Source organism: Flexilinea flocculi, assembly GCF_001192795.1.
Classification (GTDB): Bacteria; Chloroflexota; Anaerolineae; order Anaerolineales; family Anaerolineaceae; genus Flexilinea; species Flexilinea flocculi.
The window spans coordinates 1,071,158-1,097,787 of the sequence record NZ_DF968181.1 but is presented as its reverse complement, the minus strand read 5'-3'; the positions used below and the strand labels follow the sequence as shown (position 1 = coordinate 1,097,787).

25 protein-coding genes are annotated in these 26,630 nt (G+C 43.8%); 13 read left to right on the top strand and 12 right to left on the bottom strand.

Features of this window, described 5'->3' with window-relative positions:
- The first annotated feature begins 250 nt into the window (after positions 1–250).
- The 8 genes from ATC1_RS09615 (at position 251) to ATC1_RS09580 (ending at position 10,619) form a co-directional block, all read left to right on the top strand.
- Entirely contained in the window at positions 251–811 is a 561-nt protein-coding gene (locus tag ATC1_RS09615) for a hypothetical protein (RefSeq protein ID WP_062281062.1), read from the top strand.
- The gene (locus tag ATC1_RS09610) at positions 811–2,103 is read left to right on the top strand and encodes a hypothetical protein (protein ID WP_062281060.1); all 1,293 of its coding nucleotides are present in this window, start codon (positions 811–813) and stop codon (positions 2,101–2,103) included. The genes ATC1_RS09615 and ATC1_RS09610 overlap by 1 nt, the downstream gene beginning before the upstream one ends.
- A gap of 142 nt (positions 2,104–2,245) precedes the next feature.
- On the top strand, positions 2,246–2,929 hold the full coding sequence (locus ATC1_RS09605; protein WP_062281044.1) for a hypothetical protein: 684 nt from the start codon (positions 2,246–2,248) through the stop codon (positions 2,927–2,929).
- Between the two features lie 133 nt (positions 2,930–3,062).
- Complete coding sequence (locus ATC1_RS09600) at positions 3,063–3,395, top strand: hypothetical protein (protein ID WP_062281040.1); 333 nt, start codon at positions 3,063–3,065, stop codon at positions 3,393–3,395.
- A gap of 107 nt (positions 3,396–3,502) precedes the next feature.
- Positions 3,503–6,997 carry a serine-rich protein gene (locus tag ATC1_RS09595; protein ID WP_062281036.1) on the top strand — a complete coding sequence of 1,165 codons (3,495 nt, stop codon included), beginning with the start codon at positions 3,503–3,505 and terminating at the stop codon, positions 6,995–6,997.
- A 161-nt stretch (positions 6,998–7,158) separates the two neighbouring features.
- Positions 7,159–7,962 (top strand): RcpC/CpaB family pilus assembly protein, encoded by an 804-nt coding sequence (locus tag ATC1_RS09590; protein WP_172667754.1) that lies wholly within the window; start codon positions 7,159–7,161, stop codon positions 7,960–7,962.
- A 6-nt stretch (positions 7,963–7,968) separates the two neighbouring features.
- Positions 7,969–9,282 (top strand): AAA family ATPase, encoded by a 1,314-nt coding sequence (locus ATC1_RS09585; protein WP_062281029.1) that lies wholly within the window; start codon positions 7,969–7,971, stop codon positions 9,280–9,282.
- Between the two features lie 344 nt (positions 9,283–9,626).
- Complete coding sequence (locus ATC1_RS09580; protein WP_172667753.1) at positions 9,627–10,619, top strand: ATPase, T2SS/T4P/T4SS family; 993 nt, start codon at positions 9,627–9,629, stop codon at positions 10,617–10,619.
- A gap of 250 nt (positions 10,620–10,869) precedes the next feature.
- Here ATC1_RS09580 and ATC1_RS09575 read toward each other — a convergent pair whose 3' ends face one another.
- Positions 10,870–11,454, bottom strand: coding sequence for an SLATT domain-containing protein (locus tag ATC1_RS09575; protein ID WP_062281023.1), 585 nt, complete (start codon positions 11,452–11,454; stop codon positions 10,870–10,872).
- On the bottom strand, positions 11,432–12,307 hold the full coding sequence (locus tag ATC1_RS09570; protein WP_062281020.1) for an SMODS domain-containing nucleotidyltransferase: 876 nt from the start codon (positions 12,305–12,307) through the stop codon (positions 11,432–11,434). The genes ATC1_RS09575 and ATC1_RS09570 overlap by 23 nt, the downstream gene beginning before the upstream one ends.
- 515 nt (positions 12,308–12,822) lie before the next feature.
- Between ATC1_RS09570 and ATC1_RS09565 the strand changes: the two genes are divergently transcribed.
- Both ATC1_RS09565 and ATC1_RS09560 read left to right on the top strand, forming a co-directional pair.
- On the top strand, positions 12,823–13,992 hold the full coding sequence (locus tag ATC1_RS09565; RefSeq protein WP_062278265.1) for an IS256 family transposase: 1,170 nt from the start codon (positions 12,823–12,825) through the stop codon (positions 13,990–13,992).
- A 342-nt stretch (positions 13,993–14,334) separates the two neighbouring features.
- Positions 14,335–14,763 carry a hypothetical protein gene (locus ATC1_RS09560; RefSeq protein ID WP_062281016.1) on the top strand — a complete coding sequence of 143 codons (429 nt, stop codon included), beginning with the start codon at positions 14,335–14,337 and terminating at the stop codon, positions 14,761–14,763.
- Positions 14,764–14,766: 3 nt separating this feature from the next.
- On the opposite strand, the gene ATC1_RS09555 is transcribed toward ATC1_RS09560, so the two are convergent.
- The 5 genes from ATC1_RS09555 to ATC1_RS09530 form a co-directional block, all read right to left on the bottom strand.
- Positions 14,767–16,044 (bottom strand): hypothetical protein, encoded by a 1,278-nt coding sequence (locus ATC1_RS09555; RefSeq protein WP_062281013.1) that lies wholly within the window; start codon positions 16,042–16,044, stop codon positions 14,767–14,769.
- Complete coding sequence (locus tag ATC1_RS09550) at positions 16,023–17,114, bottom strand: NBR1-Ig-like domain-containing protein (RefSeq protein ID WP_062281010.1); 1,092 nt, start codon at positions 17,112–17,114, stop codon at positions 16,023–16,025. The genes ATC1_RS09555 and ATC1_RS09550 overlap by 22 nt, the downstream gene beginning before the upstream one ends.
- A gap of 92 nt (positions 17,115–17,206) precedes the next feature.
- Positions 17,207–17,833 carry a hypothetical protein gene (locus ATC1_RS09545; protein ID WP_062281008.1) on the bottom strand — a complete coding sequence of 209 codons (627 nt, stop codon included), beginning with the start codon at positions 17,831–17,833 and terminating at the stop codon, positions 17,207–17,209.
- A 509-nt stretch (positions 17,834–18,342) separates the two neighbouring features.
- Positions 18,343–18,783 (bottom strand): hypothetical protein, encoded by a 441-nt coding sequence (locus tag ATC1_RS09535; protein WP_062281002.1) that lies wholly within the window; start codon positions 18,781–18,783, stop codon positions 18,343–18,345.
- Between the two features lies 1 nt (position 18,784).
- The gene (locus ATC1_RS09530; RefSeq protein ID WP_062281000.1) at positions 18,785–19,711 is read right to left on the bottom strand and encodes a hypothetical protein; all 927 of its coding nucleotides are present in this window, start codon (positions 19,709–19,711) and stop codon (positions 18,785–18,787) included.
- A gap of 204 nt (positions 19,712–19,915) precedes the next feature.
- Here ATC1_RS09530 and ATC1_RS09525 point away from each other — a divergent pair, with 204 nt between their 5' ends.
- The 3 genes from ATC1_RS09525 to ATC1_RS09515 are packed head-to-tail and all read left to right on the top strand — an operon-like array spanning position 19,916 to position 22,412.
- Entirely contained in the window at positions 19,916–20,506 is a 591-nt protein-coding gene (locus ATC1_RS09525) for a hypothetical protein (protein ID WP_062280997.1), read from the top strand.
- 12 nt (positions 20,507–20,518) lie between these two features.
- Positions 20,519–21,241, top strand: a complete 723-nt coding sequence (locus ATC1_RS09520) for a response regulator transcription factor (RefSeq protein WP_062280994.1) — start codon at positions 20,519–20,521, stop codon at positions 21,239–21,241.
- Positions 21,234–22,412: a sensor histidine kinase gene (locus ATC1_RS09515; protein ID WP_062280990.1), complete on the top strand. Its 1,179-nt coding sequence runs from the start codon at positions 21,234–21,236 to the stop codon at positions 22,410–22,412. The genes ATC1_RS09520 and ATC1_RS09515 overlap by 8 nt, the downstream gene beginning before the upstream one ends.
- Positions 22,413–22,510: 98 nt before the next feature.
- Here ATC1_RS09515 and ATC1_RS09510 read toward each other — a convergent pair whose 3' ends face one another.
- The 5 genes from ATC1_RS09510 to ATC1_RS09490 form a co-directional block, all read right to left on the bottom strand.
- Positions 22,511–23,179, bottom strand: coding sequence for an ABC transporter ATP-binding protein (locus ATC1_RS09510; RefSeq protein WP_062280987.1), 669 nt, complete (start codon positions 23,177–23,179; stop codon positions 22,511–22,513).
- 39 nt (positions 23,180–23,218) lie between these two features.
- Positions 23,219–24,061: a hypothetical protein gene (locus ATC1_RS09505; RefSeq protein WP_062280983.1), complete on the bottom strand. Its 843-nt coding sequence runs from the start codon at positions 24,059–24,061 to the stop codon at positions 23,219–23,221.
- A complete protein-coding gene (locus ATC1_RS09500; RefSeq protein WP_062280980.1) occupies positions 24,058–24,918 on the bottom strand; it encodes a hypothetical protein in 861 nt (286 codons plus the stop codon). Before ATC1_RS09500 ends, ATC1_RS09505 begins: the two co-directional genes overlap by 4 nt.
- A gap of 60 nt (positions 24,919–24,978) precedes the next feature.
- Positions 24,979–25,785, bottom strand: coding sequence for a hypothetical protein (locus ATC1_RS09495; protein WP_062280978.1), 807 nt, complete (start codon positions 25,783–25,785; stop codon positions 24,979–24,981).
- A 91-nt stretch (positions 25,786–25,876) separates the two neighbouring features.
- Entirely contained in the window at positions 25,877–26,284 is a 408-nt protein-coding gene (locus ATC1_RS09490; protein WP_172667752.1) for a hypothetical protein, read from the bottom strand.
- Positions 26,285–26,630: the final 346 nt, after the last annotated feature.

Below are 26,630 nucleotides of genomic sequence, written 5' to 3'. Positions count from 1 at the left end.
CCGCATTTTTCCTAATTTAGTCAAATATGTCCCCCTAGGATAGGTGCTTTCTTCTTGCTATGATTAGAGTCACAACCAAATATCTGTTCGGTCGCTGATAATCATCAGCTGTTCCAAAAAATCCTTGGAGCGACCATCAACTTCTTCCCTGTTTACACAACTTGCGTGCGTGTAAATAGGCGTTGAGATCTGAATGGTCGCTTTTGTTTTAACTAACTTTCAAACCCGTTAACCGGAAAAGGAGAAAAAATTGAAAGAAATTCCAGTCTCAAAGCGCAATCTGATCATTGCCGTCATCCTGGCAGTTGTCATTGCTGTCGGTATCCTGGTGATCGAAAACTGGCCACTTCGTACGGAGCAGAGTTCAGCAGCAGCAACCAACGAAGACAGTCTGGGGTCTACTGCAGCGGTCAATGCCATCGACCAGGTCTTCCAGGTGAACTATCAGGAAGGAAAAGAAGCCTGGCTTGAGCGTATCTGCGAAGTAAGCACTCCCGCTGGATGCGAGCTGTTTTCGGCCGGCGCAGACCGTATGTGGGAAAAATACGTGGATGCCAAATCTGTGGTCACAGCTGCCTCTCAGGCAGTAGAAAAAGTAGCAGACAATGGTTCCGAGCAAGTCTGGCAGATGACCATCACGTTATCTTCTCCCTTACCGGGTAGCAATAAAACCCAGGATACAGCATATGTTGTTCTCGCGAAAACAGAAAGTGGTTGGAAGTTTGATCGTTTCCTGATGGAAGAAGAAATCAATGCCATTCTCGCTGGGGGAAAAACTCCCACCACAACTGTAGAAGAAGGAAAGAAGTAGTGAAAAGATTTTTCCTGATTATTGTCGTCTTGACCTTGCTAATACCATCTGCTGTTTATGCTCAGGGTACTGATCCCTGGTCAGAAGTTTTTCAGCCGGATGGAAATCTGAATCCTGATTTGATTGATCTGGGAGTTACCACAGATCACCCCGATTGGATGTCAATTGAACTGCCCTTTGGCCAGTCTATTGATCTTGATGCAAATTATCACCGTTATCAAACACCCAGCGGGAATATCGTTGTCTTACCCTCTGCCTCGACGTTATTTTTTATGGCCATGAACCCCCAAGAAAGCGGTTTGACCGGCTCTTATGGATCACTGGGAAATGGTTACGGCAGCCTGATCTCTTTTCTTGGGCTTGTTGCCGGCGACAATCTGGATTGGAGCAAGGTACAGGCGGAACATCCAGAGTACACCAGCCCGGATCAATTCTGGGGAGCGGTTCTCAATGGTCTGCAAGATGTGTGGACCTATTTCTCCGGGTGGGGATTCATCACAACCCTGCTTCAAATGACTTGGAATGATGGCGCTCTCCGCTCGTTGTATTTGTTGTATTTGAATGGTTCCCAAAACTGTGCGGCCATTCCAGGGGGGTGCTCGGGAATTGTCACCCCACCTCCTCCCCCAAGGGAGTGTCCTGACCCAACGGTTTCTATGCAACAACCTGTCCTCGTCATTCAAAAAACTGCGCCGAACAATCCCCTGGTTGTGGGACAAGATACCGAAAACCGCCGCGGTGCAGATATCCAGGTCAGGGTGACAGTTCCTCCAGTGATTTTCACCTGGTATGAACCGATTTATGAAGAAAGAGATGTTTGCCGCTCAGCCAGTTCCGGAGAAACCGCCAATTGCAATACCGGAGCTGGATCAGCTATCAATGATGGTGTCTCAGATACTGAAATGGTATTCAAGGAATGCCGGACACATGTAGAACATCTACCGGATGCGGTAGCATCCCTGCAAGCTACTGCAGCATTGGATGGTGCCAGCCAGGATTGGATCACAGGTAGATTAGGGCAAACCCATTATGAAGCCTTCGTCCACCAGGCAAATTTCACCCTGATTCCCGGAATTGGTTCATGGACAGGCGGATGTGATGGTGGCGGCACCTGCACTGCTACTGGTCAGGCACTCCGTGTTCCATTTGCAGATCCAGGAACCTTCAACTTGCGAATGGACGTAGTGACCACGGGCACTCGCTTCCGCGGAGTTCCAATCACCCAACCGAGGCGAGTAGGGATTGTTGGAACGATGCAAGTATATGTGGCTCTTCCGGCGCTGGTGCCATAAAGGTCAAAATGCAGATTTTATCGATTGCGGTTGGTGTGTTGCTGACAGTCGTCCTGGGTTTCATGGCCGTCATCTATTTATTACTGGTGATTGGGTTGTGGTGTCCACGAAACGATTATGACAAGTAAGGAGGCATTAGTTCATGACAGATTATTTTGTCGTCTTTGGAGATTTTCTCGCCGCTCTGCCTACTTACCTGTTGAACGGTGTTCTCGCAACCGTTTACTGGCTTGGCGAATCTGGAGCTGCTCTGGTAAGTATTCTTTGCGCAGGGTTGATCATCCGTTTTGTGGATCAACGTGTGCAATCCAGAGCAGCTTTCCGACCTGGACGAAGTGGGCGGGAAGCAACTACTCCGGATTTATACACAGCTCAAATCACGACGGCGATTATTCTGGTGCTGTGGGTAATTAGCCAATGGGGGATGGGAGCACCGGTCCCCTGGCTGGGTGCAGCGATGTGGATCGCTGGCACAATCATCCTCTTACTGGTGCACATGCAGGAACATACCCTTTTGTGGAATATGAAATCGGGAATTGCTATTTATTCCCTGGCCGTCATCGGAAGCCGGCTTTACCTGGCATACACCGCTCAATTATCAGCAGATCAATGGGCTGCACTGATAGGGACATCTGAAAGCGCATCAGCTGTGATTGCGAATACACGCGGAAATGTAACTACGATCATTCTTTGGGCTTTATGGTTGGTGATCCCGTTAGGTTATTTTGCCATGTTGCTGCAGCAAGTTCTGATCAATCCGATGTCGTTGGTCAATCCATTGGCAGGTGCAAGTGAGTTGATCAATCGCTATAGAACCAGAAGATAGGGTGATAGATGAAACCAGCACACAAAATCGTGAGCTTGCTTGATTTATTACTCTACCTTTTTAGGTGAGAGTCTTATGAACGTCGGAAATTCTTGATTAACGCCAGATTCTATTTCAACGATTGGAGGTCAATATGTCACAACTGATGGATTTGCTGCGCGGACCTGCTTTAGGCGTGATCGCCATGATCATCCTGATGGCAGGCGTCCTCATCATCACTGCATTTGCGGCGCTAATTGCCCAGATGAGTCTCTTGTTCCGGCTTCGACCTTGGAATACTTCCGAAAAGAGAAGTGAAAAAGGGAATGAAGATTACCCACAAGAAACATTTGAGCAACGTTCCGCAACTCGTGAAGACCAGCGAGCATCATCTCCCCATCGCCAGCGTTCACCACAGGTGGTGGTTGTCGAACCAAATACGAATGAGGTAGTTGATGCAATCTGGTGGGAAACAGTGAAGCAATAGCAATCCAGGGCTTCTCTTGCGCAAGCAAGAGCAGCCTCACGAATTCACCAGCTGGTTAAGTTGGCGAATTGATGAGGCAGAACGCCAAGTACGGAGATAAGAGAACGATGATTATTGGAAAACTGACCGAAAAAATACCATGGCTGAGAACAGATGACCCTCTCTCCATTCCAAATGACCTGGAAGTGGAAGGCACAGAGCTACATTTCAACGACCGAAATGAGCTGGACTATCTGGTCTTTCGTGTCACAGAGCGGGAAGGTGCGCGGGAATATCAGGGATACCGGGCGGTCCGGCTACTGCAATTACGATACATCTCTCTGGAAGCTCGCCGGGATGCTGGGCTCCTACAGAAGATGCGTACGGTCTTGCGTGGTTTATATGGCGCTCAAGTGGATCTGGTTTATCTGGCTGCCGGCGTTTTTAAGAACCCCAATGTTGGAATTGTTCAATGCTATGGAGTCGCTGCGTTTTCGCCAAAGAAAGATGAAGCTATCCAGCGTTCTTTACGTGATCTATCTGCCTTACGAGCCGGATTGGTGGGTGCTTACCGTCAAATCCGCCTTGAACCACTTTCAACTGAAGTGGCTCAATGGTTAGCGCGTGCTCTGGAGCAGATGCCTTATGCCATTGTGGCTGTCGGGCATCCAGATCCACGTGAAAACGCCCGCGGTGGAGATTCTTCGCTGCGTGATCCATTAGTGTCTGGAAGTCAGGGTGCACAACAATATTCCATTCAACAGAATGAACTGCTCTTTCGCGGTATGAGCAGCCTGGAAGAAGAGTTCTTGTTGATGCTGCTCACAAATCATGTTCGCCTTGAAGATATTACCCGCATGTTGGCTGGTATGTTGGAAGATACCTCCGTTTACGCTTCCCGTCAGTTGGGAACCCGGGCTGCTTCGTTTGGAATCAGCCTGCCGGCCATTTTGACTGGGGGACTCGCTGAAAACGCATCCAGGTCCTATGGCACAAACCATTCGAGCGGCGTCACCCAGGGTGAAGCTGCCACAGATGGCGTCGCAAATTCAGAGGGCCAGGCGCACACCACGGGTCATGCCAGCACTCGCGGTTGGGCGCACACGGTTGGAATCTCCGAAACCGATACGATTGATTCGTCTTCCACGGTTGGAACTGCAGTCAGTCAAGGGACAGCTCATACCGAAGGAACAGCAGTAACCGATGGAACGTCCCACTCCGATTCGTCCGGTGTAGCGAACTCCCATACGGATAGCTCCTCCTATGGCGTAAATGGCGGTGTGGGTGGGAGCATTGCTCCAGCCGGCGTAGGTTTGTCGGCCAATGTAGGGGGCAATGCGAACTGGGGTTCAGCAGATGGTGTGGTCGTCAGTAGCGGATCTTCCGATTCGAGCATGCATTCGTCCACACACAGCCAGGCAGACACCGTTTCGCAGAGTACTACTCAGAGCCAATCGAATACGACTTCCCAAAGCCATTCATCCACGCAGTCGGAAGCTTGGACAACCTCTGGATCTGAGACGGATTCAGTGGCTGACACCAACAGTACCTCTACCACCCAGAGCCATGCAGATACAAAAAGCACAGCTCGATCTGAGACCGATGGAGTTGGCTTGGGGCAAAGTATTGGACGCGGAATAAGCGCTGGGATGAGTGTTGGTGTAGCTCCTTCTTTCTCGCTTTCAAACGCTTATCAATGGCAGGATGATCCTTATATCCTCCTTACGGATATCATGCGAACTCAACGCAAGTTACTGGATATTGCCAGTCGGGAAGGCGCTTTTTATACAGATTTGTATGCTTTGGCCACCAGCGAACAAGGCATTCAGGCGATGATGGGGCTCATCCCAGAAGCGTTTCATGGAACCGAGGATGTCGTCGCAGGTGTGCAAACCCGTGCGTTAACCGATCCGGAACAGGCTTATATCGGCTTACATGCCCGTGCGTTCACCCCATCGACCCGCATCGAGACGATTCCAGAGGCAATGAGTGGGTATGCAGATTCAACCTTACTCACTATGCTTCAGGTGGCAGCTTATACCGCTCCAGGCATGTTCGAGCAGGGATCAGCTCTCACCACCCAGGAAGAAACCCCAGCATTTGCTTTTTATCCGGATATGCCTGGGAATATCACCCTCGCCCGGCAGTGGTCGAGTGAAACAGGTCTATTAACAGATACTTTTCTAAAGTTATCACCAGACCGCCATTTTCATACTGCATTTGTCGGGGACACCGGTTTTGGAAAATCCATCGCTGCTGAACGCCTGGCTTATGAGACGACCCGTTTCTGGCATTACCGCACCATTGTGCTGGATTTCGGACAGGGCTGGCGTAAAGCTTTGAACTGGCCAGGCGTGGGGCCGATAAGTTCAGAAGACAGTCTTGGACATGTGGATATCCGTCAGCTCTACCCCGGTTCCCCTCGCCCTCTCCGGTGGAATATCCTGCAAGTACCGAAAAGGATAGAACCCGGTCGCTACCGCAGCATGGTGGCTGAGCTATTTGCGAATGCTGGCAGGATGGGAGCCAGACAATTGGGTTTCATGCGCCGTGCGCTAACCGAATTGTATTATGAGGCAGGCGTTCTGACCGGCGATCCCAAGCTGCAGAATGGTCCCTTAGGACATCTTCAGGATGAACATGAAGTGGAGTTAATCCGCTATGAGCGTCAGAGTCTTGGTGAGACTCTGGATGACCTTCATCCTGGAACCTTATTAGAAAGTCTCTCGCCTTCCGAACTACAAGCTCTAGCTGTCTATCGTAGTCGGAAATTGGATGTTTCCAAATGGGTTGATCGTCTGCGGACCTACAAAGAGAAGCTTGAACGTGATCAGGTAAGTCGTACCAGTCTGGAGGGTGTTCTCCTTCGATTGGAGCAGTTCTCCGAAGGACATATGGCAAAGCAATATGGATCTTCAGCCAGTGGAACCGGTGTGGAAGATTTGGGATTGATGGGCAGCGCTGAAAATCCCTGGGGAGTCATTGTCATCGAAGGTGGCGCTGAAATGGATGAATACTCCAAAGCAGCATTGCTCTCATTATTGGCCAGCATATTGTATTCGGATGCGGTCACCCGCCGGCGCGAAGCTTTGGGCGGCAAACATTTCCCACCCATGCAAATCTTCTTTGAAGAAGCGAATAAAGTCCTAACTGGCGTCTCAGGTGGAGCCGCTTCTGATCAGGGATCAGGAGAGTCGGGTAACCCGGTCAGCCATCTTTTTCAAACGATGTGGCGTGACGGAAGAAAATACAACGTTTTTCTGCATCTGATGGCTCAAACCGTAAGCGAGTTACCCTCAGGCATCCTATCCTCCTGTGCGAATGTATTTGTGTTCCAAACCAAAGATCCCAAAGATCGGGATTTGATCTTGCCACATTTAGGCCGCTCCGAAAAAGGGTTGGTCAATACCGAATACAAACGCTACCTGGCGCGCATTCCGCGTACGTATGCGATTGCCAAGTTGGGTTACAGCGATGATGTATTCTGGCTGGAACCAGTGTTAGTCCGCCCAATGATCATCCGTAGTAATGAACCCTCTGACCTCGAGATTACCCAGGAATTGGGAACTGTTTCCCTGGAACGGACAGCTTCTGACATCTTGGCGACCAATCGATCCCACTGACGCTTCGCGTCGGGGCATACTGAATCCAATGGTTTTTTAAAAAGGAGAAAGAATAATTCATGCAAACAAAAAAACGTTCCCCCATTGCCGCAATTGTACTTGCTGTTGTCATCGGTTTGCTTGTGATCGCTCTTTTGAACGGGGTGATCCGTCCAACCCAGGTGGTGATCGCTAAAGTCGCCATCGCCCCTGGAACCGTTCTGACTGACCAATTGGTCGAGTTGCGCACCATCCCGATGGGAGCTAAACCTGCGGATGCAACTTCAAAAATTGAAGATGTGACCGGGAAGATCCTGGCTGTAGGACGAGCTCCGGGGGATCTGATCGTTGCCTCTGTTTTGGGAGAGATTGCCAGTGCAGGTATTCCTGCTGAACTTCCAGAAGGGCATGTTGCTCTGGCGATCCATGTCGACCTGGCCAGCGGTGTGGCTGGCTTACTTCGTCCAGGACAGACCGTTACGGTGATTGGTATGATTTCCCCAGATATTCTCAAGGAGAGTACCACCTCTGTGTTCACAGCGCCGATTGCTGAATTTACTTCACCCATTGTTTCCCTCACTCCTGGCGTGACCGCAACACCTACCCCAACTCCTACCCCCGCTCCGCCGGCTTCTCCTCTCGCTCGGTTGGCAATCACAGGTGTGCGAGTTCTTTTAGTGCCTCAATCGTTTCGTTATGAAGAGGTTCCTGCCGGTGCCAGTGAAGAAGAGTTGTTTTCCTCTGCTCGAACAAGCATGTCAGCTCAGGAAGGTAGTGTGATCGTTCTGGATGTTCCCACGGGGTTGATCGAGGTAACTCCAGGATTCAAGGTTGATCCGGCAACCTTGCTGGCTGCTCTCGACCAATATGGCATTATTCACCTTGCCTTGGAACCAACCTCAGGGTTGGCGTTGGATGTTGCGGACGTGATTACCCTCAATCTGGGTGAGTTGTATAACGAGATGAACGATTATCGAAAGAAATAGGTCACAATGAGCGATAACGCTTACCAAACCAATAAAATCACCGTCATGCTGGCAGGAGCCGGTCATGATGTTGTTTACTACCAGATGCAGCAGCCGATCCTGGCAGACCAACGCTTTATGATCTCAGGTCACGCCGCTCAATGGTCCATGTTCGAGACGAACTTGAACAACCTGCGGCCGGATCTGGTGATCGTCCAAACAGATATCGCCCCTGATCCGGATACCCTGATTCGTTCCCTTCAGAAAATTTCAGCCTGGCGCGGCATTGCGATTGTAGTACTGCCTTTGGCCCAAAAGGATTTTCAGGGAGCTTTTACCAAAGTGGATACTGTGCGTGGCGTTTTCGTCGCGCCGGTTAACTGGACTGAGATCATCCAGGCTGCTTATGGTGCTGCGATGACAGCCCGGGCAAGCCTGACTCAAGCTGCACCTATGCAGCAAGGGGTATCCGGCTATTCCAACAGCGGAACATCTGCGTACATCACCGGCACGAAAAGGATCGCTGTCCTATCGCACGCGGGTGGGCCTGGTTGCTCAACCATTGCTGAAAACCTGGCTTATGAATTATCTGTCCGCCTCAGCGTGAAAACGTTGCTGGTGTCCATGGGGTTGCCACCAGCTGCTGCGCCCCATTTAGGATTACGGTATGTCCCTAATTTAACCGAATACTTTGATCGTCCGGGCAAGGCAGCTTTTCAGGCTGCAATCCAACGCAAGGAAAATTTAGAGATCTTGCTAGCGCCAGAATCCTCCCTGGAATACATGCACATTCTTGAAAGCTCAAGTAAAGGAACTGGAGAAGGCAGCATTAATGGGATGCTGATTGACTCTGAAGATGGTCGCTATGCCGCTATTGTCATGGATGTGCCAACCACAGAAGATTTGTGGATGATGCATTCAATCATCTTTGCCAATTATGCCTTGATCGTTGCCAGACCTACTCTGGCTGACTTAACTGCGATTCGCCACACCCTCACCTTATTGTTAACCGGCTTAAAAAGTGAGAAACGCCTGGCCCGAGATTCGATTTACCTGGTTCTAAACCAAACTTCTGATCGCAGCAGCTTTACCCCCCGATTATTCCAGGAAGAGCTTTCCAAATCCTTGGGGTGGGCTCCACCCATCGCAGCCATTGTACCTTTTGATCCCGGTGTTCCTCAGGCACAAGATGATGGCTTGATGCCGGTGACGCGAGGGGATGAGTTTGCCAAAGGGATCCGCGCCATCATCAACACTTTATTTCCCTTGGTGGAAAACAATCTTGCGCGTGCGGATGGGAAAAAGGGTATTTTGCGACTACCCAAAATACGATTTACGTAGAATAACATTTTTGTCTCTTGAGTAGGAAAAGTTTCTAATGTTGGAGGTTACCTATGCCGGGAATATTAGGTTTGTACGATACTGCCACGAACGGGAATAAACTGGACGAATCTATCCGGTCTGAAGTTTTCAACGAGGTGATCGATCTGATCAACCATGATTTCCCAACTTCTGTTCTTCAGAGTCCAAATGAAACCGACCGGCAGCGCATTCGGGAGCGAGTCGAGGCACAGATAGCTGCGGCGCTAAGAAAACGCAACTGCCGCCCTGGTGCCCTTCAGGAAGCTACCATTGCTGAGGAACTCACCCGGCGGATATTGGGATTGGGTTTTTTAGATTTGCTTTTGCCGCCGGCTCGCACAGATATCTCTGAAATCACCATTTACTCCAGCGGTCTTCTTCAAATCATGCGTAAAGGTTCGGTCCGTTGGGAGACCATCGAACTGCGGCCTGAACCAGGTGAAATCTGGCGTGTGTTGGATCGCTTGATTGGTCCGCAAAACAAAACTCTGAATGAGACCAACCCAAGTATCAATGCCAAACTGCCGGCAACGACACATAATCCAGGTGGTGGACGGATCAAGGCGCTTCATCCAGTCATTGCACCGCCAGGTCGTAATCCTTCTATCAATATCCGTCTTTATGAACAAAAGCCGGTCAAACCAGAGTGGTTATTAGAGCGTGGAATGATGAGTTCCGAAATGATGGAGGTTCTTCGTCAGGCCATGGAGAAAGGATCCCGCATCCTGATTTCCGGAGGAACCCGAACCGGAAAGACTACTCTGCTTAGTGCATTATGCAATTTCTTGCCTACAATCTGGCGCATCGTGAAGATCGAAGACCCAGAGGAAATCTGGGTGGATCGTCCAACCGTCCAGACGGTGGAAGCCCGCCCACAGGCGATTGGCACGGACGTCAGGCCGTATACCCTGGCAGACGGAGTCGATGATGCTATGAGAATGTCGCCTGATTATCTGGTCATTGGAGAGGTGCGTGATGGCGTGGCTGCCATGAGTTTGTTCCGGGCCTTGATGACAGGCCACAGTGGAGCTTGTACCTTCCATGCGGACAGTCCGCGTGAAGCTGCCCGGAGGCTCGCAACGATCATGGGCGCGGATGCTGGAGTAAAGCCACACGAAGCCAATCAGATGATTTGTGATGCGGTTGATTTGCTGGTACAGATCGGTATCCGTCACGAAGTTCGCCGGGTGATTGCCATATCCAATGTGTCCAAGGATTTGAAGAACGGTGACGTATATTTTGAACCAATCTATCGATATAAAGAGGAATCCTCAGCGGAAGAACCTTATTGGGAAAAATTAGGGGAATTGAAATAACCAAGTGATTTTTACGACCATGCTTATATTTTTCTTAAAATAAGCATGGATGTAAAATCCATCACATATCTTTGAATAATCTTTGGTAATTTGCTTGTGTTTTTATAGGATGTCCCATAGTTTGGTTCTGTCGACATAATGTTTGGCGATGAGGACATCAAGTTAGGCACCGTACTTCAGTAATCAAAAACCCTTTTTTAGAAAAAGAAACCGAAGTCATGTAACCTTTGGCTTTTTCTATTCAACATAATCAAGTCCTTTTTAACTCAACAGGTAAAAATTTATCAATTTCTCCGTCTGAAAAAGTCAATTCCTCTTTATTTTTTAATCCCCCACTAGCATCACGATAACTGGAATAGGTAGTTCTAGGTGCATCTTCATAAATTTCCACTAAAATCTTTTGAAGTGCATCTCTTTTATTTCTGGCGGATTCACAAGATAAACAATTCATCTTCAAGTCCGTAAGTAAAGACAGATATGATTCTCTGACATCCCACAATTTACTTGCAGTTTGTTTGTGTTTCTGTGCAAGTGCGCCATAATCTGTCTCTTTCGTATATGTATTCAAGGCAAACAATGATGCAGAAAAAAGCGCAGATAGTATCGCTGACACCTTACTTGCTTCGGGATTGCCAAATATTACTACGATTAACCCACAGGTAGTAATTGCCGAAAAAATAATTTGGGACAATTTTAACCTGTGTTGTTCTTTTACTCGTTGGTCAGAGCATTTTTCGTGAGTTTTATGGGTGTAAACAACTCTCCCATAACATTCTCGAATTTGCCCTTCAAGAATGACCAATTCACTACTATTATTCTGGGTAGTCTGTTCCATAGATCTTTCTCCATGTTTGTTTGCTTGACCAAGTTTTATTGTCTTTTGCTTGTTGGATTGCTTCAAGCGCAAGATTGTAACATTGTCCGGCTTTGTATTCAAAATTTCCAGACCGCCAAACATATTGATTTGACCCTGGAGCTAACCAATATGACTGGTTAGCATCCCTTTGGTTCAAATAAAAAAGAAAATCACGACTCAACCAATCGTAATACAAATATGATTTATCACGACTTCCCCAACTACTAATAAAGTTATAGGCTAGTGTATCTATTAACAATCCCCGAATTGGCACGTTCCACTGAATTTTCCATGAACGCATCATTTTACATAATCGTTTTAAATTTTCATTACAAGAATTATCCATATCCTGAATAGCCTTAATTTCGGGTTTTGGATTTGTGGTTTTCCAACTTCCGCCATCGTTTGAATCGGGAAACGTGTACGAATTTGAAGTGTTTAAAAATACAGGCAAAACTTCAAACACAATTCCGTCAGAAAAGCTTACAACAACAACTTGACCATCAGCACCAACTTCTGATGAAGCGTAGGTTTGTTTAATTGAATTTTTTACGGCTTGTAAAAGTGCCGATTGACCGTTTCCTGAATAGTTATCGTATTGATGATAAACAGATGATGGAAGTTCAAACAATAAATCTACATCACTTGTGGAATTAATGGCCGTTCCTCGTCCAAAAGAGCCGCCATAGAAACTGTTATATATTTCAGAATCATATCCATAATAGTCTTTATTTAATCGTTGAGTGATTGCCTTACATCGGCTCGAAATTACATCTCGTCTTGATATTGCAAGATTGTCACAAAAAGTTTTGAAATCTTCTCCAACGCCCATTTTATGTTTTCCCTTCCGTTAGGTTTGAATGATTTTTGTGAACCACCGTTTAGGTGAAAATAAATAGTTTTAAAAGTTATTCTGAAATTAAAACCTATTTGAATAGTCTTATTGGTTTTACTCCTATTCTTTCCCCGAAAAAGTTCTTTTAATCATTTGGATATTTACATTATAGCAATTATGTTCTGAAATAATTAGCGTTTTGACAATTATTAACAAAACTCTTATGAAATATTTTAAAGAAAAAACTTTTTGACCGTTTTTAATGATTATCTTTACCACGCTTTAATGGAACAGTGCCTTTTCAAAATACATTAGAAAAAAGGACAGTGCCAAACTTTGTGACATGTATTGCCAAACTATTTTTCCAAAAGTACCCTTTTCCCGTCTTCTCGTGCCCACCTTTATGACATCCGAGTAGGTGTATCATTCTTTCTGTAAAATCATGAACCTTAACAAAAGAGGTGAGTCAGAAGTATCCTTAAACGGCGACCAAACCAAATAAGGAGAACCCAATGACTCACCAAAATGATTATAGCCTGTCTCCGGAATTAGTAGCGGAGATTACCCAGAATGGACTTCAAGCAGTTCCAGAGATGTTACGAGTGCTGCTCAACAACCTCATGCAAGCAGAACGTACAAAATACTTGCATGCCGATGAGTACGAACGAACTGCGGAGCGACAAGGTCACGCCAACGGCTTCAAACCCAAGACGGTTAAAACTCGGGTGGGCGAAGTGACGTTTGCCATTCCCCAGGTACGGGAAGGAGGTTTTTATCCGACTGCCCTGGAAAAAGGGTTGCGCAGTGAGCGAGCCTTGACAGCCACCCTGGCGGAGATGTATGTGATGGGGGTCTCAACCCGCAAAGTGAAACAAATCACCGAGAGGTTATGTGGTTTTGAGATTTCCGCCGAACAGGTCAGTCGGGCCACCGCCCAATTGGATCAGACCTTACAGGAATGGCGAAATCGGCCGCTTGGAGCAATAACATACCTGTATCTGGACGCTCGTTATGAGAAAGTGCGTGAAAACAGCCAAATTCGGGACGCTGCGGTCCTGATTGCCACCGGGATCACTCCCCAAGGCGAGCGGCAAGTCCTGGGGGTTTCTGTCTCTCTGAGCGAACAGGAAATCCACTGGAAAGACTTCTTGAAAAGCTTAAAAGATCGGGGGCTGAATGGAGTGAAACTGATTATCAGTGACAGTCATGAGGGTCTGGGAGCTGCAAGAAGAGCTGTTTTCGGGAGTGTGCCATGGCAGCGCTGCCAGTTCCATTTGCAGCAGAATGCGGGTTCCTACGTTCCCAGACAATCCATGAAAGCAGAAGTTGCTGCCAATATCCGGGCGATCTTCAATGCGTCGGATCGGAATGCTGCTGAAAAGGGCTTGCAAGCGGCTGTCCAGAAATATGCGATCTCTGCTCCTCGGCTTTCTGCCTGGATGGAGGAGAACCTGACAGAAGGATTTACCGTGTTTGATTTTCCATTGGAGCACCGCAGGTCGATTCGCACAACGAATAGTTTGGAGCGTGTGAACAAAGAGATCAAGCGTCGCACCAGGGTGGTTGGCGTTTTTCCGAATGAAGCGTCCTGTTTACGGCTGGTGACGGCGCTGTTGATGGAAACCAGCGAAGAATGGCAGATCGGGAAAAGGTATTGTTTTGCGAAATCCGTGGATTGTTAAAGAAACATGGATATTTCTGACTCGAATTTACAGAAAAAAGGTTGCGTAATCTTACCTCCGTTCTATTCACAAGAGAAACATTGTCTTTGCCAATTATCCAGAAATAATTTGGCAATCATTCATACCAGTCTTTCGCGATTGTTGTCCTTGATTTACCACCTAAACTAAGTTGGTTTCCATACCATCTAAATATAGATATAACAAATCAGGTGTTAAGTCTTCGTAAAGTTTTACAAATGCTTGAATTTTGTTTACTAGGTTTCGAATGTTAAAACTTTACAAAGATTTAACGCTTCAAATGGTATGACTTAAAGCACAAAATGACCAATGGGAGGATAATCAATGAACAAGAAGAGAAATTTCCTTTATTTGTTTGCGGGACTATTCCTTGCATTATTTCTTACCGCGGCAAGCCCAACAGGAATAAACAATAGTGGGCAACATTGTTATGCCTTAATTGCTCCAATTGAAGAGGGTGGTAATGGTTCTTCAAGGGTAATCAAGGCAGAATGTTTTGATAATTTTGGTGATTCAATTTATGCGGCTACGAATGGCCGAGTACAACTCAATAGCTCCATTCAACCAGAAGCAGTCACTGATGAAATCTTAAATTTTTACAGTGGAGGGGTTTCACCAAGCAGCCAAGTGGTAATTGGTATCGATTGGGATAATACCAATTTTGGAGGTAGTTCTTATACTTGGGTAGTGAGTGGGAGTGGATGCTCTAGTTCTACCCAATCCAGTGTTTCTCCAATGAACAATTTACGCTGATGGCTAAGGTGAAGGCGTGGATTGTATAACGTCGATTAATTCCTCTGGCTTTTCTACCGGCGGGTAAGGAGTAGGCGAGGTTATCGTAGCTGATTGGAAATCAATGGACAACATCCATGGGCCAACAATTGTGGTGGTAAATGCGGTTTCGACCATGTCGTATGCTTCTTGGTAGGTCATATTATCTGGATAAGAAACCACTTGAAACCAGTGTTGTGGCTGACCGTTCGTTTCATATTTCCAGCAGTAAATTTGAATACTTTTCAGTTCTCTAATTTCTCTACTCACAGCTTCGCAATCTTTCATCTCCACCTGTCCAGGATTAGTGTTATCAATAATCACTTGATTAATTCCTATTTGGAAATCTGATAGTGGAGAACCTATAGAATAACTATAAGGGATGGTAAAAATAAAACACCTCTGATCACTCACGAAAGATGTGGAAGGGTATGCAGGATATATGGGCAGGTAATCTGTAGAATAGGCTAAATATCCATTTGATTCTAGTTTTGCTTGAGGAATCCAATTGTGATTATCGGGTATCATGATACAAGCGTTCAGCCAGGTCACTGATGGATTCAAGGCTACTCGATTTACCTGGATGACAATGCTATCCCCGATAAATTTTTGTGAATTTTGCCACGTTAGTTTTTCTTTTATTTCAGCGTATTTTACGTTGAGAGTAAAAGAACCCAGAGAGGGTAAGGTAACCATTGATTGTGGTCCAAATAATGCGTTTACTTGACCCAATTCAATAAGGATATCGGATGAATCGAATAATTCTGGTAAGGGGTCATTTTGAAAATAATTAGTACCATCCGGCAAAGAACGATCTTCATTGAAATGAGTCAGGCTAAATAGGTAATCGGTAAATCCACCCTGATGTCGTTTAATTGCGCAATACCAATTGTTATGGCTTTTGATTTTATAAAGCTCATCCAGGGAGATCTGATCAGGATTCTTGTAGAGCAGATAGCTTTTCCCACCGTTCTCTAGATCAATACGCGTAATTGGGCATTGTAGAGTGGCTTCCTGGGCAAGTGGATAGTTTTTCACAAGGATCTCTATTCCCAGACGGCCTTCATCGCGGTAAGCCCAGGTGATTTCTAGATCTACATTGGCATTATTAACGGATGTTGAAGTCCTTTCAACAGAAAGATCTTTTACCCATTGATAATTACACCCAGTGACAACAAAGCAGACGATCAACAATCCATTTAGTATTTTACTGATGTATAAAGTTTTTTTCAATGCAGCACTCATTTGATTTTTATCGTCCATGGCCCATAAATCGCCCCCTCAATTGTGTCGATTATTATAGAGTTTGCCAGTGTCTGTGTCATTCCACTAGGCAATTCTAGATCAGTATAATAACCTGCCATGCTGAAATTACATTGAAAATTGATACCTGGGTATTCGATGATCAGATTTTGACGGGCAGTCTGACAAGCCACATTCGGATCACCAGGTGGAGGAGACATTCGAAGGCTGCCATCCATAATCAACTTCACATCGCTAGATTTCTCAATGTCGTTTGCGCCTGCCTGGTAGGTAACTACCATACATCCTTCTCCGCTTGAAAAATCACTGCCCCCAGATACAAAAGGTACCTGAACTTGATTAATCAATAATTTCGGACTTCGATCCAATGAGTATGTATGCAATGATACCGATAAGCATAGATTTATTGTGGTGGTTTGCTCATCAGTAGAGATATTTGTTATTGTAATGGTGATACCATTAGCAGATATCTCCCCGCCAGAAACTGATGAAGAATTTTGGCCAGATTTACTGACATGGATTTTTACCCATAAATTACTACCATCTACAGGGATTATTTCCCCGGCTTCATTTATTATCGCCCAGTACACACTATAAATCCCCTCGGATTGAGGTGCGGCCAAGGGAACAGAGAGTAACATTGTCTCTCCTGGTGAAGTTTGTTGTGAGAAACTAATCTGGGGAACAGATCCTAGCGTATTTCCCTCTGGAGAAGCAATTAACACCAGATGATAATTCGTGGTCCATGTAGAAGCGCCAGTATTTTTTATCTCCCAGGTCTTTGTAAATGCCTCGCCAGGTTTCAAAATTGAATTATCTGGATAATTCTCACTAACAAAAGAGGCTTTATCTAGCGATGATGTGGATGTCATTACTGGAACCAATGTCTGAGCAGGAGATAAAACTGTAGCAGTTGCATAAGGGTGAGTGGCTCTGATCGCTGTGGAAAAAAATATCTGGGTCGTGGGTTCTTTGGTTGATTGTTGTTCTGAAACACAACCAGTCAATAGGAAAACAACGAAAACACAAAGTAATATTCGCTTGTAAAGAATCCTTGGTTTGGTCATCATAACCTTTTCTTTTTTATAATTGGTGGAAAATAAAGAAGACTATCCGATAGAGGTAGAAACAAGTCTCCACCGGATAGTCTTTTTATCTTTTGTTATTGCAAATTTACTACTTCTTGCCAAGTTTCAGGCACTTCTTCGGTCGTTGCTTGTTGGATCAATTGGAATGCCTGGTCATCACTCATACCGTCTGGTTTAGCGAGAATTTGAATATAGGCACCACCCCCGCCATTACCTTTTTCGATGACGACAGTGAAATCAATTTGGGGTTGAGTTTCTTGAAGTCGCTTTTTAATCGCCACTAAACCAGTCTCTGTCAACAAGCCACCTTGATAATCCGCTGTGAGTTTTTCCAGCTTTAATACCGCTGTTTTGGACATCTTTTCTGTCACAGTGACAGGGAATGTAAATTGATAACATCTGGTTTGAGATTTCGCCGTATTCGGATCTTTGGCGTTAATCAATGCCACCTCGCTGTTTGAAATGACCTTTCCATCTACAATTAGGGTAGCGTAAGGGCCCCACTGTTCGAGTGATGGCAAGAAAATGCAGAGTTCAGCTTGAATGTCATTCTGATGGATTTCGACCTTCTGTAAGGCTATATTATTGTTGGCGGACAGAACACTGGAGTTTGCTTGTGCTTTCGTCAGAGAATTGAACAAAGCAAAACTCAATACTGTTGCGAAAATTACAATTCCCAAAAAAAGAAAATGCTTTTTCATCGTAAATCTCCTTTTTTTCATATTTAGGTTAATTATTTATGCGCACACGCTGTTGGAATAGATATCGTAGTTTCCTTGAGAGGAACCTTTATATCCGCGCGTGCACACTAATCCACTCCCATCCCACATACTGTTCCAAACGTAGGTATATGTTCTAGGAGCCTCATATCTAATAACACCTACAGTTTCAGCAGCGAGATATGTTGCAGTTGGATATAGGGTGTATGACCAATTGGAAACGCAGCCTGGTGAGTACATATTTCTGTTTTTCATCGTACCATCAGACCCCCAAGCCCAATTTGCAATAGTTGCATCGTTCCAACAAGTTGTACCTTGGGGGTCTATCCCATTACATCCTGAACCAGTACAAGTAGCAGCAAATACAGAGTTCGTTGGCAATAGGGTAAGAACCAAAACTGCCAAAATAGTCAAAGTAAGAATTGGTTGCAATTTGTGAGTTTTCATTCTTTTCTCCTTAGGTTGATTGTTTCGATTTCGGTTTTTATTTGTCATGGTCTTGGATCTAACGGTGAGTAAAAATATGGCTGCCACGTTTCGCCAGCGTTTGAAAAATCATGCTGAGCAGCAGTACTACCAGATTGATCCGTACATCGAGCCCCCCAGACCAAACCGCCATTTATCGTTTTTGAAGAGACGTTATAACCCACCCACCCTCCATGATTCGCAGAATTTCTAATAGAACCACCACACCATTCACGAGAAGCAAATGTATTCCCACCAATCCGGCTGATCGAAGACCAAGCTGTACTGTTCCCTTGAGTGAGAAAACTGTAGGAGCTGGTTGTGATATAAGAACTGGTGCTAACATTTACCCCACCAACAGTGCTACCTGGTCCGATGTGCGTATACGTTGCAGCGAAAACAGTTCCAGTAAGCAAAAAGCAGATACCCATTGCAACCATAAGGGCGTGAAATATCTTGTTTTTCATGTTATTTTCCTCCAGTTGCAATTAGATTAGTGACATCAGATGGCGCTTCAGATGCTACGCTGTATTCGAAATTATCTGTTACTGATGAAAGAACCAAAGACATATCATCCAGAACATAATAATGTTCATATTTCAACAATAATCCTGTTTGAGAGTTAAAAGTGAACTTCTCGTATTGCCCCCATACCGGCTTGTCCAATTGAATATTGATCCATTGTTTGTCTGTTGTGGAAAACTGAGTGCGGAGTTCAATCAAGGATACGGATTGATTAGCCAATATTTCCTGTTTGAAGGATAATTCAAGTGGGGAGTTACTTTCCACAAGAGTCTGAATGCTGCTCACAAGGTACAAATCGTAAGCCGGTGTATAAGGATCCTTTTTTACTTTTTGACCATCATTCCACAGGGAGGTTAATTCGCCATTCACAAATACCCCTAATGGGACCTTACCGGTTTCGGAAGAAATAAGATAATCCACCTGCTCGGTCACCTTTTGATTTCCATCAAAATGGCTCCAGAACTCTTTTCGATACTGTGATGGTAAGGGTTTGGGACTATTCAATGGTAGGAGGTCATATTGGTCAAATGTTATTGATGTCCAGCCTGGTTGCATTAGATAGGTGTTCTCCAAGTCTTTATACCGAGACAATTCCTGAAGAATTTCCTCGTCGGTAGAAAGTGATGAATCTATGACATTATCACTGACATTATTAATTGAGACGAGTTTGGAATCATTATTTTTCTCATTTTCGATATTTTGTGAAGTAAAAGAAATAAGGTCGGTAACCTTATTCGTTAAATTTCCATTTTCAATCTTGTGAGTTGTCATGGAGTATGCATCAAAACCGGTAGAGGCAATTGCTTTTCCAACTAACGTCCCGGATAAAACGGTGACGATCAACAATACTAGGAAAGCTAGCTTTTTCATGTTTGCTCCTTTTTTACAATCAATTGTCTATTTTCGAAATAGCATCTAGAATGTATATTACCAAAACCGGTGTTAAATCTTTGTAAAGTTTGTGATTTTGAGCAATTCCATTATTCTTTAAAACCCAATGTTAAAACTTTATAAAGATTTAACATTGGGGCTGGTATGATTTAGAATATAAAATCATCATCGGGAGGATAATCAATGAATAATAAGAGTAGTTTGTTATTATTACTTGGAGGACTTTTTCTCGTTTTGTTTCTCACTGCGGCAAGCCCAACAGAAATAAACAATAATGGGCAACATTGTTATGCCTTAATTGCCCCAATTGAAGAGGGAAGTAATGGTTCTTCAAGGGTAATCAAGGCAGAATGTTTTGATAATTTTGGTGATTCAATTTATGCGGCTACGAATGGTCGAGTCCAACTCAATAGCTCAACTCAACCAGAAGCAGTCACTGATGAGGCCTTGAATTCCAGCAATGGAGTAAGTTCGTCAAGCAGCCAGGTGGTGATTGGTATCGATTGGGATAGTACCAATTTTGCAGGTAGTTCTTATACCTGGGTAGTGAGTGGAAGTGGATGCTCCAGTTCTACCCAATATAGTGTTTCTTCAATGCCATCAGGTTGGGACAATCGAGTCTCTTCAGCAAGAGGGTATTCAAACTGCAATTACTTCTATCATTACCAGAATACAAGCTATGGTGGAACATCGGTTGTATGCAATACCGATTGTTCTTCAATGGGCTCTCTTGATAATGCGACTTCTTCAGAGAAATGGACTTATACTCCATAGTTAGGTAGATATATGAGACTATTAGTGCTTGAAGACGAAAAAGATGTAGCCAATGCCCTTCTCATTGGATTATCACGGGATGGGTATGCCGTTGATGTTGCTGAAAATGGGAACAAAGCGCTTGAAGCTTTAGCAGTCAATGATTATGATCTGTTAGTGTTAGATTTAAATTTGCCGGATATGGATGGACTTGATATATGCCGTTTGGCACGAGAAAAACATCCGCCACTATTAATTCTCATTCTTACCGCTCGGGGGAAACGGAAAGACATCGTCACCGGTTTAAATAACGGTGCAGATGACTATTTAATCAAACCATTTCATTTACAAGAATTACTTGCACGAATACGAGCTTTATTACGCCGTGATTTGCGCGCAAGAAAGCCAATTCTTAGGATTCGGGAAATTTCTCTTGATCCAGTAGAAAAAGTGGTCTGGAAGTCAGATCGCAGGATTCAGTTAACTCGAAAAGAATTTGGCATTCTGGAATATTTGATGCGGCATCCAAACGAAGTGATCAGTCAGGAAGAGCTTCTTGAGCACGTTTGGGGCACAATAACCAACGTTTTCTCAAACACAGTCCGGGTTCATATACAATCGTTGCGTGAAAAGCTCGAAGATGACAGCACAACGCCTAAGTATATCGAGACAGTCATTAGTACTGGCTACCGATTTGTCCAACTGGAATATGAATCAACAGAAGATATACCCAATAAAGAAAGCGCAAATGAGTAAACAGAAGCTAGAATCGATGAGTTTGCGTCAGCGAATTATTTGGTTAACCAGTGGAGCCGTATTTATTATTGGTTTGCTTTTGGTCATTTTTGTCAATTTGATCGCCCCTATTTTCATCACTCGCGAAGTTGGCTCTCCAGATACCCAAATGCTCATAAATACAGTGGACGCAAATGGTAATCCCATTACTGTCCTGGCTGAAACTCCAGGGCCGGCTGGGTATACGCTCTGGCACGACACCGGTTTTTCAAGAGCAGATCCTTTACTTGTTGTTCGAATTTTGTCAGGGATAGGGCTAATCATTATCACAGGCATAGGTGTTTTTGCTGCAAGACTAGTCGCAAAAGAATCCCTGAAGCCAGTGACTCATATCAGTGACACTGCTCGACAAATAAGTGTGCAGAACTTAGATCAAAGGTTGAATTATCAGGGAGAAAGCGATGAAATCAAGACACTTGCGGATTCTTTTGACCGAATGCTTCAGCGTCTGCAAACAAACTTCGAGGATCAAGGCGAATTTATATCCAACCTTGCTCACGAACTTCGGACTCCTTTGACCTCCTTACGAATGAATCTAGAAGTATTGAATTCCGGCCTTCAGGCAAAACTTGAAGATTATCAAGGTTTTTCAGCCACAGCCGAACGCTCGATCACACGACTTGAGCGTCTGGTAGAAGATTTACTTTTATTGGCAAAAGCCGAAAGGGAAATTGATTGCCGTCCAATCATCTTGGGAGTGCTATTCGAAGATATTCTCGAGGAGTTGACCCCAATTGCTGAAAGAGAAAATGTAGAACTCAAAATGAGTGGGGACCTTGATCTTGAGGTAAATGGCGACCCTGTATTATTAAATCGGGCCGTGGCAAATTTGATTGAGAATGGAATCCATTACAATCATCCCGGCGGTTTTGTCGAGATATCCGCCTGCAAAGCTGATAATCAAATCATTATTGAGATAAAAGACAATGGTATAGGAATCTCAGAAGGCCAACAAGCTCATATATTTGAACGCTTCTATCGTGCAGAAGCAGGGACTACGAATCACAATGGTAAGGGGTTGGGCCTCGCAATCACAGCTCATATTATTGCTCTCCACAATGGACGGATTGAAATCAAAAGCGAATTGGGCAAGGGTAGTATTTTTCAGATCTTTCTTAAACATGCAAAATAATTTTTGCTAACTTGATCTAAAAAACCCCTTTAACCTGATACAGTTATTGAGAACTGTCCGGCATTGATAAAATATCCAAAATTCCGTGAAAAATGAAATCATTGGTGTGATGGAAATAATTTTCCTGATTTCATCTCAAAAGCAAGGTTAGTCAATAAGTTGATCTCTTCTAAGCTGTGGCTAGTAAGAAGAATGGTTATTCCCTTTTTATTTAGTTTATGTAACAACTGATGAATAATCTCTATTCCTTCTGGATCCAAACCAGAACTTGGTTCATCAAGTAAAACAAGGTCAGGGTTTTCCATTATCGCAATCGCAATTCCTAATCGTTGCCTCATGCCAGTTGAATAACTCTTTATCGGTCTCTTATCATCCGGATCCAATCCAACTGACTTAATCGTATCCTTAATACTATCTTTATTAATCAAGTTACGAATCTTTGATAGCAAGAGTAAATTATCATACCCGCTATAAAGAGATAGCAAACCAGGTTCTTCGATTAATACACCTATGTTTCTTGGAAATTCAATATCCTTTCCCAATATCTCATTAAAAATCTTAACTTCGCCCGAGGTTGGAAAGACTAATCCACTTATCACTCGCAATAGCATACTTTTTCCAGCACCATTATGACCAATAATTCCAGCGATTGACCCGACAGGGATTCTGAAATTAATATCCTCTAGAATTACTCTCCCTCTTATCTGTTTAGATAGATTTGTTACAGAAATTGCATCTTTATGGACTGTTGCTTTTTCCGAAGCCATATAATACTCCTTGTTTGTATAAAATTAAGTTGACCTCATTCAACATTTTGAATGGAAGCGAGTGATATCCAGCCTTTTTACTACCCAGAAACCAATAATTACCGAGACTGCTAAAAGAGTCGTATTATATAAAATAGACCATAGGAAAGAAAGGTCAGGTATCGTGACATCAATGAATGTATGTCGGACTAGCATGGTTTGTGTCCCAGGAAGCCACCGAACCAACCAGGGGTGATTAACACTTATAAAGCATGAAACCAACAAAATGCCAATTATTAACAAAAAACTATAAATCGATCTTCTGCAAAATAACGAAAATGTCATTTGAAGGCAGCCTAATGCAAACATAGAAGAAACATACAGTAGAGAGATGAGCAAAATAAGTTGCCCACCTGAAAAATCCTGGCTGTTTGGCCATAGACTGGTTAGTGTCACCGAACTGTTGTAACTATTTAGATTAATTGGATTAGCAAAACTCAATCCTAAAGTAATTGTCAGTATCAACCCTGTCACATAAATTAATGAAAAAACGAAGAGGGTAAGAACTTTACCTGACCACCATCCCCATCTAGAACCAAGGATCGGCAATAGAACAGAACCTCTTTGTGACAACTCGTCATAAGCCATATCGCCAATTAAAAAATAAAAAAGCATCTGAGGGATAAACCATACAAGAATTTCAATCAGGGATAAGCTTCCATTTCCTGGCCCACTAAAGAAAAGAAAATAGAAATCACCAACACTCTTGATGGAGGAAGTGTTGTCTGCTGCGATTTTCCAACCTTCAAGAACAAAGAACAAACCAAATAAAAAGGCGAGACGCCAGCGAGTAGATGTATGTAAATTGAAGGAAATGACCCTTATAATCGATAGTTTCTTCATCGCAAATGGGCACCTCCAAAGAAGTCTTTCCTTTTACCTAATTGCATTCCAGAAAGTAACAATAACAGTATCCAAAATGACCAGTACAGTAGGGCGAAGTGAAAAGAACTGACTGGAAGTAATTCCTGCATTTTTGCATATTGGAGGTTCAGAATCATGTGTTGTGGAAAAGAGAGACTTGTGATAGCAGGTGAAAACGAACCTTTATAGATAATTAATCCTACAAAATTCAGTGCGACACCCGCCAGAAAGCCGACTATACTGCGGCGCGAAAATGTTGATATTACCAATGTAAAAAGACCCAAACCAAACCAACCAAGATTCAATAAACTCAATAATCTTATAAAAAGTGGAAATGGAAGAGTAGCCAACATTCCTGCCGATAAATATGAGTTTTCAGGAACAAGTTGTGCCCCTAAGCTCCACTTTTCCTGAATAGAAAAACTAAAACTTGTAATTCCAAAAACAATGGCAATATTGATTGTGGCAAAGCAGATTACAGAAATTCCAAGTAATACGACTTTGCTTACCCACCACTTTTCTCTTGAACCTAACTTTAATATGAGGGTTTGACCAAATTCTGATTCAGATGTGATATCAAAGATTAAAAATAGAAATATGTTATTTAAAACGAATAGAAGATAGTTACTATTCGAAAAAACTGAAAATAAAATATCCCAAACGTTGTATGAATTACCATAAACGGTTCTTTGCAATACAAATCGATTGGTTTCATTTGATCCAATTAATAGCGCGATCAGAACAGGGATGAGCCACCTCTTGCGGATGATTTTTCCAGTCATTTGGAGCCAAACGAAACGAGCCGTTCTACTAATCTCAGAATTTCGGTCCGTCATTGTCCCTTCTCTATTTCCGAAAATATATAACCTGTGGGGATGAAAAAGAAATGCATAATCTCAGGCTCTCACTTCTTTTACATGAGAACCCAGGAAAAAGCCCATTGAGCTAGCCAGGAAGATCCCTCCCAAGCTAATGCCGATGTGAATCCATGTTATTCCGATTAACCAATGCGGAACTAGAGCTGATAACGGTGACCATGCGGGCTGCCTGAAAAGCGCTAATAAGTAATGCGTTATCATAAAAAGCACAAAGGGGGTGGCAAGCACAACATACCTGTTCTCTATAAACATTGAAAGGGACAATCCCAGAATTGCGTAAACCATACCAAATATACATCCCAATCCGATTAACAAAAAAATATATAAGTCAGGATTATTTTGATAAAAATATCCAAATGGCCCTAAAGCCTCTGGCGTGGATATAATTCGTAGTTCATAAGGATTTGTATTTATACCCCGGGGAAACACAATGTTCATAACCAGGAAAAAAATAGTCATGGGAATTGCTATTGCAAACCCACCGGATAAGCCCGTGGAACAATATTTTGCAAAAAGATATTCCTTATATGATGATCGGCTCAATATATTTCTTAAGAATCCTGAGGTTCTATCATTCAGATAAGAATCGGAGAAAGGTAGAACTGCCAGTAATGGCCCGAGCAATCCAATTATCCCTCGTTGTGACCATATAAATGCATCATAAGAGTTATTATAAAAGAGTGGTAATTTTGACAAATACTCCGAGGTCATTGGTGGGCCAGATAAATAATCGGACAAACCTTGGCTGAGCGCCAGTAGACCGATTACAATGGCTGCTAAGAATCCATAATTTATGAATGCACGCTTCAACTCTTCTCGAAACATATATTAATCCTTAGGTTTCAAAAAAATAAAAGAAGAGCAAGTATGGACGTAATATATACATTCCCATACTTGCTCTTAATTACTTGGTCTGCTAGAAACCACAACTTCCGGGATTATCTGGGCTCCACCACCCGGTAGCTTGAACGTCAACAGGTATAAATATTGTCGTGGCGATGCGAGCGTGATATGAAGACCCTGCCGTTGAAGGGTTAAGTGTATATTCCCTTCGCTGGTCGTTACTGATAGATTGATAACCCGCGGCGACACTGCCGTTAAGAAGCTCGATCCTTGCGTTGAGTGTGTAACCTCCCCCAATTTGGTCACTACAAACCACTGCTTTATCAGAAGAACTTACTTTTGTAACGTTGCTGGTTGTGTTTGATCCACCAAGTTTAGGAATCGTCATATTGTATGTACTGAAACTTCCAGCAGCAATTGCCTTTCCGACCAACGTCACAGAGAGAACTATGACTATCAGTCCTGTTACCAGTGATCGCATTTTCATTTTTTCTCCTTTCTTGAAATCTTCCCTTGATTTATTGGACACATCAATCATGCATATATTATCAAAACGCATGTTAAATCCTTGTAAAGTTTTCACCTTTAAAGCTTTATTTGTTCACATCCAAATCACGACTTCGCTTACCGTTATTTTTCACTATATTCGAACATGGATTCAATCAAACCCTTACAAAATTTGGATGTGAAAGAATCATGTGATAACCTGACTAGATTTCAGAATTCCTCTTAAATAATCAGCGGCATTGACTAAAGCACAGATGTTCTATAATAATAGGAGGTTTTACTCAAAAATAATGAGATTTCATCTTTACCAACTATTGAAA

What these genes read in the sequence shown, in the direction of transcription:
- ATC1_RS09605 (WP_062281044.1), top strand. Translation starts at nt 2,246, where the DNA reads ATGACAGATTATTTTGTCGTCTTTGGAGATTTTCTCGCCGCTCTGCCT.
- ATC1_RS09600 (WP_062281040.1), top strand. Translation starts at nt 3,063, where the DNA reads ATGTCACAACTGATGGATTTGCTGCGCGGACCTGCTTTAGGCGTGATC.
- ATC1_RS09595 (WP_062281036.1), top strand. Translation starts at nt 3,503, where the DNA reads ATGATTATTGGAAAACTGACCGAAAAAATACCATGGCTGAGAACAGAT.
- ATC1_RS09585 (WP_062281029.1), top strand. Translation starts at nt 7,969, where the DNA reads ATGAGCGATAACGCTTACCAAACCAATAAAATCACCGTCATGCTGGCA.
- ATC1_RS09575 (WP_062281023.1), bottom strand. Translation starts at nt 11,454, where the DNA reads ATGGAACAGACTACCCAGAATAATAGTAGTGAATTGGTCATTCTTGAA.
- ATC1_RS09570 (WP_062281020.1), bottom strand. Translation starts at nt 12,307, where the DNA reads ATGGGCGTTGGAGAAGATTTCAAAACTTTTTGTGACAATCTTGCAATA.
- ATC1_RS09565 (WP_062278265.1), top strand. Translation starts at nt 12,823, where the DNA reads ATGACTCACCAAAATGATTATAGCCTGTCTCCGGAATTAGTAGCGGAG.
- ATC1_RS09560 (WP_062281016.1), top strand. Translation starts at nt 14,335, where the DNA reads ATGAACAAGAAGAGAAATTTCCTTTATTTGTTTGCGGGACTATTCCTT.
- ATC1_RS09555 (WP_062281013.1), bottom strand. Translation starts at nt 16,044, where the DNA reads ATGGACGATAAAAATCAAATGAGTGCTGCATTGAAAAAAACTTTATAC.
- ATC1_RS09550 (WP_062281010.1), bottom strand. Translation starts at nt 17,114, where the DNA reads ATGATGACCAAACCAAGGATTCTTTACAAGCGAATATTACTTTGTGTT.
- ATC1_RS09545 (WP_062281008.1), bottom strand. Translation starts at nt 17,833, where the DNA reads ATGAAAAAGCATTTTCTTTTTTTGGGAATTGTAATTTTCGCAACAGTA.
- ATC1_RS09535 (WP_062281002.1), bottom strand. Translation starts at nt 18,783, where the DNA reads ATGAAAAACAAGATATTTCACGCCCTTATGGTTGCAATGGGTATCTGC.
- ATC1_RS09530 (WP_062281000.1), bottom strand. Translation starts at nt 19,711, where the DNA reads ATGAAAAAGCTAGCTTTCCTAGTATTGTTGATCGTCACCGTTTTATCC.
- ATC1_RS09525 (WP_062280997.1), top strand. Translation starts at nt 19,916, where the DNA reads ATGAATAATAAGAGTAGTTTGTTATTATTACTTGGAGGACTTTTTCTC.
- ATC1_RS09520 (WP_062280994.1), top strand. Translation starts at nt 20,519, where the DNA reads ATGAGACTATTAGTGCTTGAAGACGAAAAAGATGTAGCCAATGCCCTT.
- ATC1_RS09515 (WP_062280990.1), top strand. Translation starts at nt 21,234, where the DNA reads ATGAGTAAACAGAAGCTAGAATCGATGAGTTTGCGTCAGCGAATTATT.
- ATC1_RS09510 (WP_062280987.1), bottom strand. Translation starts at nt 23,179, where the DNA reads ATGGCTTCGGAAAAAGCAACAGTCCATAAAGATGCAATTTCTGTAACA.
- ATC1_RS09505 (WP_062280983.1), bottom strand. Translation starts at nt 24,061, where the DNA reads ATGAAGAAACTATCGATTATAAGGGTCATTTCCTTCAATTTACATACA.
- ATC1_RS09500 (WP_062280980.1), bottom strand. Translation starts at nt 24,918, where the DNA reads ATGACGGACCGAAATTCTGAGATTAGTAGAACGGCTCGTTTCGTTTGG.
- ATC1_RS09495 (WP_062280978.1), bottom strand. Translation starts at nt 25,785, where the DNA reads ATGTTTCGAGAAGAGTTGAAGCGTGCATTCATAAATTATGGATTCTTA.
- ATC1_RS09490 (WP_172667752.1), bottom strand. Translation starts at nt 26,284, where the DNA reads ATGCGATCACTGGTAACAGGACTGATAGTCATAGTTCTCTCTGTGACG.